Below are 19,458 nucleotides of genomic sequence, written 5' to 3'. Positions count from 1 at the left end.
AGAAAATGATAATTTACAACGTTACAGTAAACATAGACGACAGCGCCCACGACCAATGGCTAAAATGGATTAAAGAACACATTCCACAAGTATTAGCTACTGGTAAATTTAAGGAAGCTAAACTTACTAAAGTTTTAATAGAAGAGGAGATGGGAGGACAAACCTACTCTATTCAATACAGAGCACATTCTCGAGAAGCATTAGACTCTTATTATAAAGAAGATGCAGATCGTTTACGAGCTGATAGTACAAAATTATTTGCCGATAAAATGCTCGCTTTTAGGACAGAGTTAGAAGTTGTAGATGAATATTCGGTAGATATTAAATAAATAACTCATTTTAAAACCTTAGTTTTAAAATTCTTGTGATTCCAAATATTAACCATCTGAGTAATCACATAAACAAAATAAAATTCGTGCAGTCGTGGCGAAAAAAATTATGGCAAAAAAATTCCACAATCCACACCAAGTAAAAGCTAAAAAGTTTTTAGGTCAACATTTTTTAGAAGATGAAACTATAGCAGAACAAATTGCAGATGCATTAGCATTAAAAGGTTACGATAAAGTATTAGAAATTGGTCCAGGAATGGGAGTATTAACAAAATACTTAATTAAAAAACCAATAACGCTCTATGCAATTGAAATAGATAGAGAAAGTGTAGAATACCTTAAAAACAACTACCTAAATCTTGCGCCTAGAATTATAGAAAAAGATTTTTTAAAGTACGATGTTTCTGAAGCTTTTGGAGACGATCCTTTTGCTATTTGTGGTAATTTCCCCTATAATATTTCAACACAAATTGTTTTTAAAACTTTAGAATTAAGGCATCAAATCCCAGAGTTTTCTGGTATGTTTCAAAAGGAAGTAGCTAAACGTATTTGCTCTAAAGAAGGCAGTAAAGTTTATGGTATATTATCCGTATTAACTCAAGCTTTCTATGACGCTGAGTACCTTTTTACAGTGCCACCAACCGTTTTTAATCCACCACCTAAAGTAGAGTCTGGCGTTTTAAAGTTGACACGTAAAGTAAATTACACGCTACCTTGTGATGAAAAATTGTTTTTTAGAGTCGTAAAACAAGCTTTTATGCACAGACGAAAAACATTGCGAAACAGTTTAAAAACATTAGAATTAAGCGATAATTTAAAAGCAAATGCTATCTTTGACAAGCGTCCTGAACAGCTCGATGTTCAAGCTTTTATAGATTTAACAGGGCTAATAGGAAACGACGAAAAACAAACCGATTAACACTAAATATTTACCAAAAAACCTTTCGACTGCTTTCAAGGTGATACATTGGGAAATATAAAACATATTTTTAGTGGAAGAACAAAACGAAAATATCAAATTCATTATAACCGACGCCTTAATTATTAAGGTTGAAGAATTAGTCGATTCTAAAAACGACTCTGGTATTTTAGAATTGTTAAATGAATACCATCACGCAGATATTGCCGAAATACTTGAGGATCTAAACACAACCCAATCTTCTTATATTATAAAGCTTTTAGATAGCGACATTACATCCGAAATTCTTATGGAAATGGATGAAGATGATCGTGAAAAAATATTAGCAACACTATCCACAAAAGAAATTGCAGAAGAAATTGAGGAATTAGATACCGATGATGCTGCAGATATGATTGCTGAACTTTCTGAAGAACGCCAAGAAGCAGTAATCGCACAAATTGAAGACCAAGAACACAAAGCAGAAATACAAGAACTACTTACTTACGACGAAGACACAGCTGGTGGATTAATGGCAAAAGAGTTGGTAAAGGTTAACGAAAATTGGACCGTTACAGAATGTGTAAGAGAAATGCGTGCTCAAGCAGAAGAAGTTACAAGAGTACACTCTATATACGTTGTTGATGGTGAAGAAAAACTGATTGGACGTTTATCCTTAAAAGATCTATTAATAGCTTCTCCTCGTGCACATATTTCAACAGTTTACATTCCTAAAGTAGATTATGTAGATGTAAATGAAGATGTTGAAGAGGTTGCGAAAATTATGCAAAAATACGACTTGGATGCGATTCCTGTAGTCGATGAAAATAAAGTATTACTTGGAAGAATTACTATTGATGATATTGTAGATGTTATAAAAGAAGAAGCCGAAAAAGATTACCAACTAGCAGCAGGTATTACACAAGATGTAGAAGCAGATGACAGTATTTTACAACTAACAAAAGCACGTTTACCTTGGTTGTTTTTAGGATTAATTGGTGGAATTGGCGCCTTTGTAATCATGTACTTTTTTGAAGAGAAACTACCTAAACAAGCCGTTATTTTATTTTTATTTACGCCATTAATTGCAGCCATGGCTGGAAATGTAGGTGTGCAATCGAGTGCAATTATTGTGCAAGGTTTAGCAAATGACGATGTAAAAGGGAGTATTAACAATCGCTTAATTAAAGAAATGTTATTAGCAGCACTAAACGGTGTTATACTTTCCATATTTCTATTTCTATTTGTTTTTGCTTGGGATCAAAACTTTAAATTAGCACTTGCTATCTCCGTTTCACTTGTAGTAGTTATTATTATTGCGGGTTTAATAGGTACTTTTATTCCACTTTTTCTAGACAAACGAGGTATCGATCCAGCGATTGCAACGGGTCCTTTTATCACTACAAGTAACGATATTTTTGGAATTGTAATTTATCTTGTAATAGCTAAATCTATCATGGGTTTTTAACCGTTTTAGGGCGTTCCCTTTTTTTCTCTTCGTGCCTCAGGTAAAAAACGTCAGGCTATCCGCTATATCTTTTTTACAAAAAAGCAAAAAAGGATGGCGCTTCTATCCTTAACGCAAATCTTCGTAACTTTAAAAGCTGTAAATAGATTTAAGACTATGAAACCAATAAACATAAAAGAAAAACACGCATTGTTTTCAAAACAATGGCATCCACATCGTATTGCAACCTTAGACAATATGCAAGTGTTGTTAGCAAAGTTACAAGGCGAATTTGTATGGCATAGTCATGACGATGAAGACGAATTGTTTCAAGTAATAAAAGGAACATTATACATGCAGTTTAGAGACCGAACAGAAATTATAAAAGAAGGCGAAATTATAGTGGTCCCAAAAGGCGTAGAACATAATCCCACGACAAAAAATAATGAAGAAGTACACGTTCTCCTTTTCGAGAAACTAACTACAGCACACACTGGAAACGTTATAGATGATAAAACACAAACCGATTATCCAGAACTATAATTCATGAAAATCCTTCACTTAGATACTAATCATCCACTTCTAATAAATCAGTTAAATGATTTAGGGTTTCAAAATGACGAAAATTATTCAGATTCAAAAGAAAGAATTCAAAAGATAATTCACCACTACGACGGCTTTATTATTCGCAGTCGTTTTAGTATAGATAGCGACTTTTTAGAGGCTGCAAAAAACTTGAAATTTATCGGTCGTGTTGGTGCAGGATTAGAAAATATTGATTGCGATTATGCACAAAAGAAAGGCATCACTTTAATTGCGGCTCCAGAAGGCAATAGAAATGCCGTTGGTGAACATAGTTTGGCTATGCTCCTATCTTTGTTTAATAAATTAAACAAAGCCGACAGAGAGGTTAGAAAAGGTAAATGGCTACGAGAAAACAATCGTGGATTAGAGTTAGATGGAAAAACTGTTGGACTTATTGGCTATGGGAATATGGGAAAAGCATTTGCTAAAAAACTTCGTGGTTTTGATGTTAACGTGCTTTGTTACGATATAAAACCTAATGTTGGAAATGAAAATGCGAAGCAAGTGTCGTTAAAAGAACTTCAGCAAAAAGCAGATGTTTTAAGCTTGCACACTCCAGAAACAATTTCTACTACTGGGATGATTAATAAGGTATTTATTGATGCATTTAAAAAACCATTTTGGCTAGTTAATACAGCACGAGGTAAAAGTGTAGTGACTTCAGATTTGGTTTCAGCATTAAAAAACGGTAAGGTTTTAGGCGCCGGATTAGATGTTTTAGAATACGAAAAAGCATCTTTCGAAAACTTATTTAGCGACAATAATATGCCAGAAGCTTTTAAATATTTGATACAATCGGAAAATGTATTATTGTCACCTCATGTCGCAGGTTGGACTATTGAAAGTAAAGAAAAATTAGCACAAACTATAGTAGATAAGATTAAAATAAATTTTTGCTAACTTTATACTTTAACTAATTTAAAATAAAATGACATCTCAAGCAGAAACACCTGAAGAGTATATTGCACAACTTCCTGAAGAACGAAAAGCGGCAGTTACAAAATTAAACAACCTTATTAAAAAGCACATGCCAAAAGGCTTAGAATCTGGAATGAACTATGGCATGCTTGCTTATTATGTACCAAAATCTATCTACCCAGAAGGTTACCATTGCAAACCCTTTCCTCCTTTACCATTTATAAATGTAGCCTCTCAGAAAAACTTTATTGCATTATATCATATGGGAATATATGCTAAAAAAGAACTATATGACTGGTTTGTTACTGAATATCCAAAACATTGTAAATACAAATTAGACATGGGAAAAAGCTGTGTTAGATTTAAAAAAATAGACGCTATTCCTTACGACTTAATAGAACAACTTCTCGGTAAAATGAGCCTTGAAGAATGGATTGAGATTTATGAAAAAGCGTATAAAAAATAATTAGTTTTGATTAATAATGAAGACTTAACTTCAATTGATCCTGAAATAAAAAGAATAACTGGAATTGGAGGCCTCTTTTTTAAAAATAAAGATCCAATAGTAGCAAAAGAATGGTACGACAAACAACTAGGTTTTAACACAGAAGATAATGGTTGTACTTTCTTAACTAAAGACAAAGGATGTTTTACATAATAGCCTACTTTTAAGCAAGGTAACAAACATTTAGAGCCTACTAAAAAAGATTTTATGTATAATTCTCATGTAGAAAAATTAAACCAACTATTAGCTAATTTAAGAGAATAATGTACTACTATAGTTGAGAAAATTGGGTAATACGACAATAAAAAAAATAGTTGGATTATAGATAATGATGGAAATAAGATAGAACTCTGACGAACAGTTGACAAAGCTTTTTTGTAAGCAATCCTTTTTTTACTACATTTAAGTTAAATTACTAACCTTAAATTATAAATAATGTCTGACGAAAAAAATTTAAAAGACAATCTTGACGATATGTTAGGAGACGCAAAAGATGGTGCAAAAAAAGCAGCAGATAAAGCAAGTGAATTAGCTGATGAAGCTAAAGAAAAAGCGAGTGAATTTGCTGATGAAGCAAAAGAAACCATGAATGACTTTTCAGATAGTGCTAAAGAAGCATTTGGAGGTGCCAATGGAGAAAACAAGAAATTATTGGCAGGAATACTAGCTATTCTTCTAGGTTCTTTTGGAGTTCATAAATTTATTTTAGGATACAATAAGGAAGGTGCTATTTTACTTGGATTTTCATTAGTAATGTATCTTTTATCGTGTCTCGCTGTAGGACTACTTTTTGTATGGATACCAGGAGTCATTGGATTAGTAGAAGGAATTATTTACTTAACAAAATCAGACGAAGAGTTTTATAACACATACCAAGTTGGTAGAAAACCTTGGTTCTAAATAAAAATTGATAAGCCAAACACACTTTATGTTTGGCTTATAAATTTAAGTGTATTACGTAATATTGCAATATCACAATTAAAAGAAATTATGGGATTTACTAAAAAGCATATTTTCGATGCGCAACAAAATCAAATTGCTAGCTTTACAAAAATGCTTGGACATCCTGCTAGAGTATCTATTATTCAGCATATAAGTCAAAACAAAAATTGTAACTGCAACACCCTTGTTAAGGCTATTGGTCTTGCACAGCCCACTATTTCTCAGCATCTCGCAGAAATAAGAAATACTGGTTTACTAAAACAAACCGTTAAAGGTAAAAATTTATTTTATAGCATTGATCAAGATAAATTGAATGCGTGTAGACGTGTACTAAACGACTTTTTTGTAAAAACACAGATTAATTCTAGCAAATAGAATTAATATCGCTATTGTGAGCACGTAATATTTTTTTAAGACGACTTGCAGAATCAGAAAACATAACGCTTCTATTAAAAGCTAGAAATAAGACAAAAGTGTATTGTAAATAATTATCTACAACCCATAATCTAAAGGTAAAACATCACCAATACGCTGCTTTGCCATAAAACCACCAAATAATACTTTGTCAATTGGAGCATGGTTACCATAAGCATCAATATAAAAACGCTTTACTTCGCTTTTAATGGCGGATTGTCTGCCTTTGCATAGAATGTTGAGTTTTTGAGACAGTTCTACACCTGTAACGTTTAAACTATCATTTTTAAAAGTTTTAATGTGCAGTGAAGGTTCAGCTTGATTTCTACCTATAAATATTTTAAACTTTTCTTTTCTAAGTCTATTATTTACAATTGCACGCATAAAATGTAGTGCAGAACCTGTGTAAGCTTTTTGTCTGTTTTTAAGGGCGCGCTTGTGTTTTTTAGACTCTATATTCTCAAAAAAAGTAGTACCGGAATAGCCAACAGAAGCTACAGTTCTGAATACTTTTTCTAAGTCTAAATTAGCCTCAATATCCATATTGTAACTAATATAAAAATCGTTTATATCGTATTTTACAATATAGTCTAAGGCATTATTTTTTACTATTATTGGAGCTTTAGCTGAAACTACTAATTGTTTAGCCTCGCGTTCAAAATTTAAAACAAGAAGGTCTTCATTTAAAATAGTGCATTTTTCTGCAAATTCTGATTGCCCTAAAAACTCTCTTCTAAATTGTTTGAGTTTAAATTCTCGAGACCATTCGTCTTTGCTATCTAATACAACCTCAGCCAAAATATTAACGTCTTCTTTAAGTTTATATATTTTGTCAGTTTCGAAATTTTGAATTTCATAAATTGCAGTTTCAAAACCAACAAAAGACACTACTAAAGGTGAATTAATAGGTTGTTTTAATACAATATAAAATTCGCCATCAAAATTTGTAGTGGTACCAATAGACGTGTTATCAAAATATACTGAGGCTCCAATTATAGGCGCGTTGCTTTTTTGATTTAAAACCACACCTTGTAATTCTTGAGCTATTGTTATAAAGAAACTGAAAAATAATATTAATAGTAAGGTTATACTTTTCATATAAAAAACTATTAATCTTCAGCAGTGTTTCCAGAAACTTTACCTTCTAATTCTGCTTGAAATTCTTCCATTACTGGACGCACTGTACTATCTGGTAAATCTGATATTTTAATATACATTAAACCATCCACAGCATTATTAAATAATGGATCGACATTAAAACCTATAAGTCTACAGTTTTGCTTAATATACTTTTTAAGAAGTACGGGTAAGCGTAATGCTCCAGGTTCTATTTCATCGATTATTCTATCAAATTTATTTAAATCTGCTTCGGTAGCATCGAAAACAAAGTCCTTATCGGCATCATTAAGTTTTACCTTAAATTCTTTTTTAGGGTGAACGTATTGCGCTACATAAGGATCGTAATAATGAGATTTCATAAACTCTATCATTAACGATTTAGAGAAATTAGAAAACTGATTACTAATACTTACACCACCAATTAAATATTTGTGTTCTGGAAAACGTAAAGTAGTATGTACGATACCTTTCCAAAGTAAAAATAAAGGCATTGGTTTTTGTTGGTATTCTTTTATAATAAAAGCACGTCCCAATTCTAAAGACTCGCTCATCATTTTATAAAGCTCTGGCTCAAAACGAAATAAATCCTGAAGATAAAATCCATCGATACCATATTTCTCAAAAATTTTTGCTCCTAAGCCCATTCTGTATGCTCCTGCTAATTTATTAGCATCGCAATCCCAAAGAAACATGTGGTGATAATAGCCATCAAAACTATCTAAATCGATAGCTTCATTTGTGCCTTCTCCAACTTCTCTAAAAGTAATTTCGCGTAATCGTCCAATCTCTCTTAGTATGTTTGGGATTTTTTTTGCAGACGATAAAAACACTTCATAATTTTTACTTTTTAAAAGTCTACTATCATCTTCACGAAGAAATTCTACTTCCTTTAGCATGATTTTGGTGCTGACAGGAGTCACAATTTTTTTAGGTATTTTAATTGGTTTTGGTGCCTTCAGAGTTGAAGAAATAGTATCTCTTAGGTTTTCTTTTGGCTCGAAAGCATTAGATAACATGTAGGTTTTTTTTCGAACAAATTCCGAAAAACTCTCCAGTGTTTCATGTTCATTTTGGTCTTTTATAGAAATGGGACGTCCTATTCTTACCTTTATAACACGTCGCTTTTGCGTTAATAATTCTGAAGGTAATTTTGCAGTTCTAAAGATGTCACTAATTCTAGATAACTTATAGAACAACTTACTGTTTTTAGCATGAAAATAAATTGGTACAATTGGCACATTAGCTTTTTGCGCTAATTTCATAGCAGATTCTTCCCATGGCTTATCGACCATTAATTTTCCGTCTTTATAAGTAGACACCTCTCCTGCCGGGAATATACCAAGCGGATGTCCTGCTCGTAAATGCTTAATTGCCTTTATAAAACCTACAACGCTGGATTTCGCATCTTTACGATCTTCAAAAGGATTCACTGGCATTATAAAGGGCTTCATAGGCTCAATACGATGCAATAAAAAATTAGCGATTATTTTAAAATCTTCTCTTTGTTCGAGCATTAATTTTAATAATAACGCTCCATCAATACCTCCTAACGGATGATTAGAAACCGTAATATAGGCGCCGTCCTTTGGAAGCCTTTTTAGGTCTTCTTCAGGGATTTCGAATTTAATTTGAAACTCGCCTAAAATAGCATCTATAAACTCAAGCCCACTTAAATGTTTGTTGCGACTATATACTTTATTAATTGTAGAGATTTTTAAAACCTTTATTAACAACCAACCTATAAACGTTCCAAATACACTGTATTTATCTAAGTTTATTGCTTTTGAAACTTCTTTTGCAGTGACTAAAGACATAGTTAATTTTACTGTTTTAAGCTTACAAATGTAAGCAATAGATTATTGAGTTACAATTTGTACCGTTTCTTGAAATAACTGTTTCAATAACACGGTTTTATCTTGTTCTAATTTTTTAATTGATACATCATTATAATGTCTAATAGTGTATAATGAAACATTTTTATGACATTCTACTTTAAATTTGGCTTTTAAATGTAACAATAGTTTTTCTAAATTATTGTACGAATTCTCAAAACAAACCGAAAAACTAATAGCCGAATTTTGAATCACATCGACTTTCATTTTATATAGTGCTAGCAAGTTAAATATTTCGCTAATATTTTCTTCAACTACATAAGAAAAATCTAAAGTAGATAAGGATAATAAGACTTGGTTTTGTTTTAAAATAAAACAAGGCACTTTTGGCTCAATACCTTGAGACTTATTAACGGTTGTTCCAGCGCTCTCTGGGTTTAAAAACGACTTTACGTGCAATGGAATTTCTTTGCGTTGTAAAGGTTGTAATGTTTTTGGGTGAATAACAGAAGCGCCATAAAAAGCAAGTTCGATAGCTTCTGTATAAGAAATAGTATTTAATAATTGTGTGTTATTAAAAAAACGGGGATCACCATTTAAAACACCTGGAACATCTTTCCAGATCGTTACGCTTTGGGCATTTAAACAATACGCAAAAATGGCTGCGGTATAATCACTACCTTCTCTACCCAATGTCGTTGTAAAATTATTACTATCACTACCAATAAAACCTTGAGTAATATATAAAGTGGAAGCTTCTACTTTATTTGTTATTAGGGTTTGTGTTGTTTCCCAATTTACATTTGCGCGACGGTAGTAATCATCTGTCTTTATGCATTGTCTAACATCTAACCAGGTGTTGGTTAAATGCATTTCGTTTAAATAATAACTAATAATGGTTGTTGAGGCTAATTCTCCATAACCAATAGCTTGGTCGTAAATAAAATTATAATTTGGCGACTTATTAGTTTTAAAAAACTGTAACAACTCTGTAAAAAGCACTTCAATTCTCTTAAAAACAACATGTTGCCCGTTTTTAAATAATGCCTTCACAATGTCTAGATGATAGTTTTTTACGGTTTCTAATTCAGCTTTAAATGTGCTATTCTCATTTAAATATTTATGGATTACAAGTTCTAATCCATTTGTAGTTTTCCCCATTGCTGAGACAATAATAAGCGTGTTTTTATGGCCTACTTTTTCAAGTACTTTTAAAACATTTTTCACTCCATTGGCATCTTTTACAGAAGCACCTCCAAACTTAAATACTTGCACTATATATATTTTAAATAATTTTTAATTCCGTTTTCATTTAAATGTACAACATCCCAATCGCGTTTAACATCTGCTCCTTTTTTCTGGTAGAAGGCAATGGCAGGCGCGTTCCAATCTAAAACTTCCCAGCAAATACGTTTTACGCCTATTTTTTTTCCATGTTTAACAACTTCATCTAACAGTGCCGTTCCTAAACCGCTTCCTCTCAGACTATCTTTAACAATTAAATCTTCAAGATGTAACACTTCTCCTTTCCAAGTAGAATAACGCATATAGATTAATGCGGCACCAACAATTTTAGAGTCTACTTCAGCAACAAAACAAGTGAATTTTGGTTGTTTTCCATAACCATCACTTTCAAGGTTCTTTGCAGTGACTTCAACAGCATGAGGTTCCTTTTCGAAAACGGCGAGTTCTACGATTAAATCGTGAACACTTTTCATATCGTTTTTAGTTGCTAAGCGTATGGTGTTCTTCATATTTAAAACAATTGGAAATCAAATATAGTTTAAAGTTAAATAACGTTACAGATTTACTTTTACGAAAACGTTATAGTTTCTAAAAAAAAACGATATTTGCAAAAGCGAATATCAAAAAAAATATGTCTACAAAAAACCAAACGTTAGGAGAATTTATTATTGAAAACCAGTCGTCTTTTAAATACACTTCTGGCGAATTATCAAGGCTAATAAACTCTATTCGCCTAGCAGCCAAAGTAGTAAACCACGAAGTTAATAAAGCCGGTTTGGTTGATATTCTTGGTGCCGCTGGAGAAACTAATATTCAAGGTGAAAATCAACAAAAACTAGATGTTTATGCTAACGAGAAGTTTATTCAAACGTTAACTAATAGAAATATTGTTTGTGGTATTGCCAGCGAAGAAGAAGATGATTTTATTTCTATAAATAGTCAAGACGAAAATAATCAGAATAAATATGTTGTGTTAATAGATCCTTTAGATGGTTCTAGTAATATAGATGTTAATGTATCTGTAGGAACCATTTTTTCTATTTACAGGCGTGTAACTCCAGTAGGAACGCCTGTTACTATAAAAGATTTTCTTCAAAAAGGAAATCAGCAAGTAGCAGCTGGTTACGTTGTTTATGGCACGTCTACAATGTTAGTTTATACAACTGGAGATGGTGTAAATGGTTTTACATTAAATCCAGCTTTAGGAACGCTTTATTTATCGCACCCAAACATGCAATTCCCAGAAGACGGGAATATTTATTCTGTAAACGAAGGTAACTACAACCATTTCCCTCAAGGTGTAAAAGATTATATAAAATATTGTCAAAAAGAAGAAGGTGATAGACCTTACACTTCTAGATATATAGGCTCTTTGGTTTCAGATTTTCATAGAAACATGATAAAAGGAGGTATTTACATGTATCCTAAAAGTTCTAAAAACTCTGATGGAAAATTACGTTTACTCTACGAATGTAACCCTATGGCTTTTATTGCTGAACAAGGCAATGGAAAAGCGAGTGATGGTTTTACGCGTATTTTAGATATTGAACCTACAGAACTTCACCAACGTATCCCATTTTTCTGCGGAAGTAAAAATATGGTTGAAAAAGCTGAGGAGTTTATGCAAAAAGCTGAATAAATATATTACACAACTAATCGTTCAAAACAAACGATCCAATTTATTTCTATCTCGCTTATACTTTACATCTAAAATATAAGCGAGATAGGCTATGGTTTAATTTTCTGTTTTTATCTGAACAAGCTATAATTCAAATTATTTATAGCTCACTTTAAACCATATTTAGCATTATTCTAATTTATTTTGCTATTTTTACCGCAGTTTATTAAACTAAATGGTAATGGCAGAAAACGATAGAATTACACCTAATAATACAAACGCAAACGATTCAACTTCTAAAATCGATGCGATTAAACAGCTTATTTTTGGTGAAAACATCCAAGAATACAATCATGAATTTGAGGCTGTAAAACAAGATATACTCGACAAGAAAAAAGAGTTAAAAAACCTAATTGATGATGTTAAGACAGAGTTACTTCAAAATATTGATAACTTAAGTACGGATATTAATATTAGAATTACAGAACTAGAAAATACCCTAGAAGATAAAGCTAATGTTCTCGATGAGAAAAAACTGGACCGTAAACTGTTTGGCGATTTACTAATTAAACTTGGCGAGAAAATAAGCAACTAATTTGATTCTCACGCCATGAATCAAGACGAAAGACTTTCTATTTTAAAAGACATCTTACTTACAGATGAGCGTGAATATGCACAAAAAGTTGAAGAGAAGCTAAAAATTGTAGAAGAATTAGTTAATAAACAAAATCAACTCTCTGATCGTGTTAATCCGATAATAGAAGAAAGACTTAACGATTTTGTTATTGAAATCCCAAAAACCTTAGGACCAGTAATAACTGAAGCCTTAAAATCTGAAATCAAAAATTCTCAAGATGCTGTTGTAGAAGCTTTATTTCCAATTATTGGAAAAATGATTAAAAAATACATTCAACAGGAAATGCAAATCTTGTCTGAACAGATAAACGCAAAAATGAACAATGCGTTTTCATTTGAAGCTCTTAAGCGTAAATTTAAATCTAAAAGAACAGGAGTTAGTGAGGCCGACTTAATGTTACAAGAACTGGTACACCCAATAATTGAACAAATTATGGTTATCGAGAAAGGTTCTGGTATAATCATTTCGGAATATTCTAAAACACAAGCTATAGATGAGGATATGGTCTCTGGAATGCTAACAGCAATTAAGAGTTTTGCCGAAGATGCCTTTGAAAAAGAAAATCAAGAACTAAATTATATAGAATATGATAGTTTTCATATTCATCTTCAAAATTTCTCAGATTATTATATTGCAGTGATTATTTCTGGTTCTTATAATGCGCTTTTTAAAAGCCAATTGGAAGACAAACTATTAGATTTCGCTCAAAATAGTATTAATAAACAAGATATTATAAATAGAGATTCTTTTAGTGAAAAATTAAAAAAGCATTTTCAATAACAAATTTTTAATAAAAGCTCAGAGTCCCTATAGCTTTTCTTACTTTTGTACTGCAATGTTTCAACACGGCTACAAATTAAAATAATATTCTGGCAATGAAAGTCTCTAAAAAAATAGTTTTATTAGGTTATTTTGGCGTTGGCAAATCATCTCTTATTAGGCGTTTTGTAGAAAACACATTTTCTGAAGATTATAAAGTATCCATTGGTGTTCACATTTTTAAAAAAAATATTACTATTCCAGAAAAAGGAACAGATGTCTCGTTGGTTATTTGGGATTTAGAAGGAAACGATGATATTACTAATACTAGATTATCTTATCTTTTAGGAACGCACGCCTTTATTTACGTATACGATGTAACAAGACCTGCAACTTATAAAAACTTAGAAAACGAAATAAACTTCCTTAAAGAGAAACAAAAAAACACGCCTATTACAGTTGTTGGAAACAAAGAAGATTTGGTTACCAAAGCATATTTAAAACAAAACAGCAATGATTTTGGTAGCTTAACAGATTTCTATGTTAGTGCAAAGACGGGTGACAAAGTTAATTTTCTATTTTCTAATTTAGCTGAGGCACTTATTAAATAAGTAAAAACCAGCTTTAATATGCTAGAAGAATACAAGAAAAAATATACAAAGGCAGTTGTACAATACTCCATATTAGATTTCAATGGAAAGGTTATAGAATCTGATAACGCATTGTTTTTAGACTTTAAAAATAATTACATTGGAGATATTCATCCTTTTTTCGATTCGCTTAATTCACTTCTAATAGCGGAAGAAAATGAAATAACTATTCCTTGTATACATCTAAATATTGCAGATAAAGTTATTACAGCAGATATTATTTTAAAAACATTTGGTGATGGTAAAAATCCCCTTTTAATAATTCACGATTTAACCACACATTACATTAACTACCAAGCTACTGCACAGGTAAGAAACGAATCTGTAATAAATTCACAAATTCTAGAGCTCAAAAACACATATTTAAAAGAAAAAGAGGCATTTAAAAATATATTTATTGCTAATTTTAGTCATGAGTTACGCAACCCATTAACGGGAATTTTAACCTTCACAGATATCTTACGTAAAACTAGTTTAGAAAGGCAGCAAAAGGATTACATTCAAATAATAAACTCCTCTTCCCTCTATTTAAAAAAAATGATTGATGATATTCTAGACATCTCTAAAATTGAATCAGGAAAACTTGAACTATCTATCGAGCCTTTTAATTTGCTTGAATTGCTAAATGAAATTAAGTCAAATTATAAAATTAAAGCAGAACAAAAAGTACTAGAATTCAATTATAACTTTGATGATAATTTACCAGAAATCATTGGCGGTGACGCTAAAAGGTTAAGACAAGTTTTAACTAACTTACTAGATAATGCTGTGAAATTCACCAATAATGGCAGCATTAATTTTAATGTATCCTTAAACCAATTAAGAGCACAAAAAGCGAGTATTCATTTTGAGATAATTGATACTGGAATAGGAATAAAAGAAGAAGATATTAAAGCTGTTTTTACCCGCTTTACACAAGTAAGTGGAAATGATGAATACAAAGGAACTGGACTAGGGCTTGCTATTGTAAAACACTTAGTTGAGGTAACAAACAATAAAGTAAATGTTTCTTCAGAATTTGGTAAAGGCTCTACATTTTCAACGAGTATTAACTTTTTGGCTAAAAAGTCGTTAGCCATTAATGTTCCAAGAAAGAAAACGATTGCACCATTCGATACTTCAAAAAAATACAACATATTACTTGTTGAAAATTCTGAAATCACACAACTTTCAGTTTTAAAAATATTAGCCTCTCAAGGTCATTTTTTCTTGGATATTGCTACTAAAAAAGACGATGTTCTTAACACAATATCAAATTTTGAGAACGAAGTTGATTTGGTGTTAATGGATATAAAGCTTGAAGAGCATACAGGAGAGGAAATTGCTAAACAAATTAGAAAATTACCAGACCTTCACCAAAGAAAAGTACCCATTGTAGCTATTACAGCTAAGGTTTTTAAAGACGATTTAAAAAGTTACAAAAAAGCAGGAATTAACGATGTTTTAAAGAAACCTTTTAACGAAAGTCAATTATTAGAAATAATCTACAACAACTTAAAGTAATCGCAACAAATTAATTTTAATTAGTTAAGCTTTTTATTTCGCTGAAGCGAAAATAAAACTTAAATACATTATATAAAAAAGCAAGCTGGATAGCTTGCTTATGTATTATTTATAAAAGATTTAATTACCTATTCATACTTTTTATTTCACTTGTAAACGTCTCTAAATCTGCTCCATTACTTACTAAAGTTAATGCTTTGTCTATTACGTATTTTACATTTTCCGTATTAAAACCTAAGCCAACAGCAATTTTACGTAATAAAGACTCCTCAGTATCACCTTTAACATGATCTACATAAACCATACGAGACAAATCGTATAAACGCTCTAAACGTCTATCGTAAGAGGTTGGAGGGTTAATTGGATGTGATTGATAATCCTTTAATATTATTTTATAGTTGTTTTCGCCAATGTCTAAATTGTGCGCCAAACGATCTAAAAATGTTTTTTCTTCATCTGAAATAATTCCATCGTCCATTGCCAATCTTACAATAGCTGCAAAATGGTCTTCGTTACGCTTTTTAAATCCGCTATCGAATAAATCTGAAAATGACATATATATTTTTATTTTAGAGCGTCAAAGATAGTTAATCTTCAAACCTTTTTTAAATTAAAAAACTTCTTTTTTTAGTCAAAATTGAGCAATAGTATTTTATAGATTCAGCATTGTAACTCTTATATTTGCGTTCCAATACAATAATTACGTGAGCAAATCTATAATCTCGCAAACTTATGCCAAGTCTTTGCAACTGCAAAAACTTCATACTGCTATTGCCCAAACTCAAGAAAAAACAAATAAAACGCATTTAAAAGGTCTTGTTGGCTCTGCCCTTTCGTTTGTAATATACGAAAGCTTTAAAACTGCCGATAAACCTTTTCTTTTAGTCTTTAACGATAAAGAAGAAGCTGCTTTTTACCTTAACGATTTAGAGCAACTTGTAAACACCAAAGATGTTTTGTTTTATCCTGGAAGTTACAGAAGACCATACCAGATTGAAGAAACCGATAATGCAAACATACTATTGCGTGCCGAAGTTTTAAACCGTATAAACTCACGTAAAAAACCTGCGATAATTGTAACCTATCCAGATGCGCTTTTCGAGAAAGTAGTCACTAGAAAAGAACTAGAAAGGAATACTTTAAAAATTAATGTAGGAGACGATTTAAACATCGATTTTGTAAATGAAGTGCTTTTCGAGTACAAATTTAAACGTGTTGATTTTGTTACAGAACCTGGAGAGTTTTCTGTTAGAGGCGGTATTGTAGATGTATTTTCCTTCTCGCACGATGAACCCTATAGGATTGAGTTTTTTGGAGACGAAGTTGATAGTATTAGAACCTTCGATGTGGAGACCCAACTCTCGAACGAACAAATAAAAAAAATTGGTATTATTCCAAATGTTGAAAACAAGTTTTTAGACGAATCTCGTGAGAGTTTTCTAAAATATATTGCTTCAAAAACAGTTGTTTTTACCAAAAATGTAGAAGTCTTATTTTCAAGAATAGATGAATTTTTTACTAAGGCCGAAGACGCTTTTAAAAACCTTTCTACCGAAGTAAAACATGCAGAACCCGAAGAGCTCTTCTGTAATTCAGCATTCCTAAAAAGACAGCTTTTAGATTATAATGTGGTTGAGTTTGGTACCGATTCTTGGCTAAAACCTCAAGAAGAAATTATATTTAATACCACACCACAACCTGCTTTTAACAAGCAGTTTAATTTATTAATAGATAACCTAAACGGCAATTATAATAACGGTTTTACAAATTATATTGCTTGTGTAAGCGAACAACAAGCCAAACGTTTTCAAGATATTTTTGATGATGTAGAGCAAGATGTAAAATACCAAACTATTACATTGTCTTTATTTCAGGGTTTTGTGGACCACAGTAATAAAATGGTGGTGTATACAGATCATCAAATTTTTGAGCGTTACCATAAATTTCATCTTAAAAATGGCTATGCTAAAAAGCAAGCGATTACTTTAAAAGAGCTTACTAATCTTGATATTGGAGATTATGTTACCCATATAGATCATGGTATTGGAAAATTTGGTGGCTTAAAAAAAATAGATGTAGAAGGTAAAAAGCAAGAAGCCATTAAACTGGTTTATGGCGAACGCGATGTGCTATATTTAAGCATTCACTCTTTACATAAAATCACGAAGTTTAACGGCAAAGATGGCAAGCCTCCTAAAGTGTACAAGCTTGGAAGTAAAGCGTGGAAAGTACTTAAAGAGAAAACAAAATCTAGGGTTAAGCACGTTGCCTTTAATTTAATAAAACTCTATGCCAAACGTAAGCTAGAAAAAGGGTTCCAATATAAACCAGATAGTTATTTACAGCACGAACTGGAAGCGTCTTTTATTTATGAAGACACTCCAGACCAAATTACTGCGACTGCAGATATTAAAGCAGATATGGAAAGCGAGAGACCTATGGATCGTTTAATTTGTGGGGATGTAGGTTTTGGTAAAACAGAAGTTGCTATTCGTGCAGCCTTTAAAGCGGTAGATAATGGTAAGCAAGTGGCTATTTTAGTTCCTACCACCATATTGGCATTTCAGCATAACAAAACGTTTACAGAACGTTTAAAAGAATTTCCTGTAACTGTAGATTATGTTAACCGTTTTCGTACTGCAAAACAAAAACGTGAAACTTTAGAGAAGTTAGAAAAAGGCCATGTGGATATTATAATTGGAACGCATCAACTGGTGAATAAAAAGGTAAAATTTAAAGACTTAGGCTTGCTTATTGTTGATGAAGAACAAAAATTTGGTGTTGCAGTAAAAGAGAAACTTAAAACCATAAAAGACAATGTAGATGTCTTAACTTTAACAGCAACTCCTATTCCAAGAACGCTTCAGTTTAGCTTAATGGCTGCACGCGATTTATCGGTAATTACAACGCCTCCTCCTAACCGTTATCCCATAGAAAGTAATGTTATTCGTTTTAGTGAAGATACTATACGAGATGCTGTGAGTTATGAGATACAACGTGGTGGACAAATATTTTTTATCCACAATCGCATAGAAAACATTAAGGAAGTTGCTGGGATGATACAACGTTTGGTTCCAGACGCAAAAATTGGTATTGGTCATGGACAAATGGAAGGCAAAAAACTAGAAACATTAATGCTTGCTTTTATGGAAGGGGCTTTTGATGTTTTAGTGAGTACAACCATTATAGAAAGTGGTCTTGATGTGCCAAATGCAAATACCATTTTTATTAATAATGCCAATAATTTTGGATTAAGCGATTTACACCAAATGCGTGGTCGTGTAGGACGAAGTAATAAAAAAGCATTCTGTTACTTTATTACACCAGAATACTCTGCAATGACAGACGATGCCAGAAAACGTATTCAAGCTTTAGAGCAATTTACTGCTCTTGGAAGTGGATTTAATATCGCGATGAAAGATTTAGAAATTCGTGGTGCTGGAGATCTATTAGGTGGTGAGCAAAGTGGTTTTATAAATGAAATTGGTTTTGATACCTATCAAAAAATATTAAATGAAGCTATTGAAGAGCTCAAAGAAAATGAGTTTAAGGAGCTTTATAGTGAAGATCTTGAAAACAAAGAATACGTAAAAGACATGACTCTTGATAGTGATTTAGAATTACTGTTTCCAGACGATTATGTAAATAATATAGCCGAAAGATTAAACCTCTATACACAACTAAACAATTTTAAAACTGAAGCAGAATTAGCGAAATTTGAAACCGAACTAGTTGACCGTTTTGGTGAGTTACCGACACAAGTTGTTGATTTATTAAACAGTGTGAGATTAAAATGGATGGCTACCAAATTAGGAATCGAAAAAGTGATATTGAAAAAAGGCAAGTTGGTTGGTTATTTCATTAATAACCAACAGAGTCACTTTTACCAAAGCCCAAATTTCACCAAGCTACTAAAGTATGTACAACAGAATCCTAGAGCAGGTAAAATGAATGAAAAGCAAACCAGAAATGGTTTACGATTATTACTTACCTTTGAGAATATTAAAACCGTAGAGCACGCATTAGCAGTGCTTAAGCCAATATTGAATTAAAAATT

20 protein-coding genes are annotated in these 19,458 nt (G+C 31.8%); 15 read left to right on the top strand and 5 right to left on the bottom strand.

Annotated features, from left to right (window positions below; all coding sequences use genetic code 11):
• The first annotated feature begins 5 nt into the window (after positions 1-5).
• The 9 genes from RH82_RS11460 (at position 6) to RH82_RS11420 (ending at position 5,999) form a co-directional block, all read left to right on the top strand.
• On the top strand, positions 6-329 hold the full coding sequence (locus tag RH82_RS11460; RefSeq protein WP_034060880.1) for a DUF4286 family protein: 324 nt from the start codon (positions 6-8) through the stop codon (positions 327-329).
• Between the two features lie 109 nt (positions 330-438).
• Complete coding sequence (gene rsmA / locus RH82_RS11455) at positions 439-1,248, top strand: 16S rRNA (adenine(1518)-N(6)/adenine(1519)-N(6))-dimethyltransferase RsmA (RefSeq protein ID WP_034060878.1); 810 nt, start codon at positions 439-441, stop codon at positions 1,246-1,248.
• 73 nt (positions 1,249-1,321) lie between these two features.
• Positions 1,322-2,695 carry a magnesium transporter gene (mgtE, locus tag RH82_RS11450; protein ID WP_241148053.1) on the top strand — a complete coding sequence of 458 codons (1,374 nt, stop codon included), beginning with the start codon at positions 1,322-1,324 and terminating at the stop codon, positions 2,693-2,695.
• A 57-nt stretch (positions 2,696-2,752) separates the two neighbouring features.
• Entirely contained in the window at positions 2,753-3,217 is a 465-nt protein-coding gene (locus RH82_RS11445) for a cupin domain-containing protein (protein ID WP_316930932.1), read from the top strand.
• Positions 3,218-3,220: 3 nt separating this feature from the next.
• On the top strand, positions 3,221-4,159 hold the full coding sequence (locus RH82_RS11440; RefSeq protein WP_034060877.1) for a 2-hydroxyacid dehydrogenase: 939 nt from the start codon (positions 3,221-3,223) through the stop codon (positions 4,157-4,159).
• Between the two features lie 28 nt (positions 4,160-4,187).
• A complete protein-coding gene (locus tag RH82_RS11435; protein WP_034060875.1) occupies positions 4,188-4,643 on the top strand; it encodes a DUF1801 domain-containing protein in 456 nt (151 codons plus the stop codon).
• Positions 4,644-4,649: 6 nt separating this feature from the next.
• Positions 4,650-4,835 carry a hypothetical protein gene (locus RH82_RS18855; protein WP_241148052.1) on the top strand — a complete coding sequence of 62 codons (186 nt, stop codon included), beginning with the start codon at positions 4,650-4,652 and terminating at the stop codon, positions 4,833-4,835.
• A gap of 282 nt (positions 4,836-5,117) precedes the next feature.
• Positions 5,118-5,582 (top strand): NINE protein, encoded by a 465-nt coding sequence (locus RH82_RS11425; RefSeq protein ID WP_034060873.1) that lies wholly within the window; start codon positions 5,118-5,120, stop codon positions 5,580-5,582.
• A 90-nt stretch (positions 5,583-5,672) separates the two neighbouring features.
• Positions 5,673-5,999: an ArsR/SmtB family transcription factor gene (locus tag RH82_RS11420; RefSeq protein WP_034060871.1), complete on the top strand. Its 327-nt coding sequence runs from the start codon at positions 5,673-5,675 to the stop codon at positions 5,997-5,999.
• A 117-nt stretch (positions 6,000-6,116) separates the two neighbouring features.
• Here RH82_RS11420 and RH82_RS11415 read toward each other — a convergent pair whose 3' ends face one another.
• Genes RH82_RS11415 through RH82_RS11400 form a run of 4 tightly spaced genes read right to left on the bottom strand, consistent with a single transcriptional unit; the run spans position 6,117 to position 10,743 of the window.
• The gene (locus tag RH82_RS11415) at positions 6,117-7,136 is read right to left on the bottom strand and encodes a carboxypeptidase-like regulatory domain-containing protein (protein ID WP_034060870.1); all 1,020 of its coding nucleotides are present in this window, start codon (positions 7,134-7,136) and stop codon (positions 6,117-6,119) included.
• Positions 7,137-7,147: 11 nt separating this feature from the next.
• Positions 7,148-8,971 (bottom strand): GNAT family N-acyltransferase, encoded by a 1,824-nt coding sequence (locus tag RH82_RS11410; protein WP_034060869.1) that lies wholly within the window; start codon positions 8,969-8,971, stop codon positions 7,148-7,150.
• 42 nt (positions 8,972-9,013) lie between these two features.
• Positions 9,014-10,264, bottom strand: coding sequence for an aspartate kinase (locus tag RH82_RS11405; protein WP_034060866.1), 1,251 nt, complete (start codon positions 10,262-10,264; stop codon positions 9,014-9,016).
• Positions 10,264-10,743 carry a GNAT family N-acetyltransferase gene (locus RH82_RS11400; RefSeq protein WP_034060865.1) on the bottom strand — a complete coding sequence of 160 codons (480 nt, stop codon included), beginning with the start codon at positions 10,741-10,743 and terminating at the stop codon, positions 10,264-10,266. Before RH82_RS11400 ends, RH82_RS11405 begins: the two co-directional genes overlap by 1 nt.
• A gap of 122 nt (positions 10,744-10,865) precedes the next feature.
• On the opposite strand from RH82_RS11400, the gene fbp reads away from it, so the two are divergent.
• The 5 genes from fbp to RH82_RS11375 all read left to right on the top strand — a co-directional run bounded on the left by fbp (position 10,866) and on the right by RH82_RS11375 (position 15,401).
• Positions 10,866-11,873, top strand: a complete 1,008-nt coding sequence (gene fbp / locus RH82_RS11395; RefSeq protein ID WP_034060863.1) for a class 1 fructose-bisphosphatase — start codon at positions 10,866-10,868, stop codon at positions 11,871-11,873.
• 220 nt (positions 11,874-12,093) lie between these two features.
• Complete coding sequence (locus RH82_RS11390; RefSeq protein WP_034060975.1) at positions 12,094-12,447, top strand: hypothetical protein; 354 nt, start codon at positions 12,094-12,096, stop codon at positions 12,445-12,447.
• Between the two features lie 15 nt (positions 12,448-12,462).
• Positions 12,463-13,269 (top strand): roadblock/LC7 domain-containing protein, encoded by an 807-nt coding sequence (locus RH82_RS11385; protein ID WP_034060862.1) that lies wholly within the window; start codon positions 12,463-12,465, stop codon positions 13,267-13,269.
• 95 nt (positions 13,270-13,364) lie between these two features.
• Positions 13,365-13,859, top strand: coding sequence for a Rab family GTPase (locus RH82_RS11380; protein WP_034060861.1), 495 nt, complete (start codon positions 13,365-13,367; stop codon positions 13,857-13,859).
• 18 nt (positions 13,860-13,877) lie between these two features.
• The gene (locus RH82_RS11375) at positions 13,878-15,401 is read left to right on the top strand and encodes an ATP-binding protein (RefSeq protein ID WP_034060860.1); all 1,524 of its coding nucleotides are present in this window, start codon (positions 13,878-13,880) and stop codon (positions 15,399-15,401) included.
• Between the two features lie 124 nt (positions 15,402-15,525).
• On the opposite strand, the gene RH82_RS11370 is transcribed toward RH82_RS11375, so the two are convergent.
• Positions 15,526-15,957, bottom strand: coding sequence for a tellurite resistance TerB family protein (locus tag RH82_RS11370; RefSeq protein ID WP_034060859.1), 432 nt, complete (start codon positions 15,955-15,957; stop codon positions 15,526-15,528).
• Positions 15,958-16,105: 148 nt separating this feature from the next.
• On the opposite strand from RH82_RS11370, the gene mfd reads away from it, so the two are divergent.
• Positions 16,106-19,453, top strand: a complete 3,348-nt coding sequence (gene mfd, locus RH82_RS11365) for a transcription-repair coupling factor (RefSeq protein WP_034060857.1) — start codon at positions 16,106-16,108, stop codon at positions 19,451-19,453.
• Positions 19,454-19,458 lie beyond the last annotated feature (5 nt).

It is taken from the genome of Lacinutrix jangbogonensis, from assembly GCF_000797445.1.
Lineage (GTDB): Bacteria > Bacteroidota > Bacteroidia > Flavobacteriales > Flavobacteriaceae > Lacinutrix > Lacinutrix jangbogonensis.
This window is presented reverse-complemented; position numbering and strand designations above follow the sequence as displayed.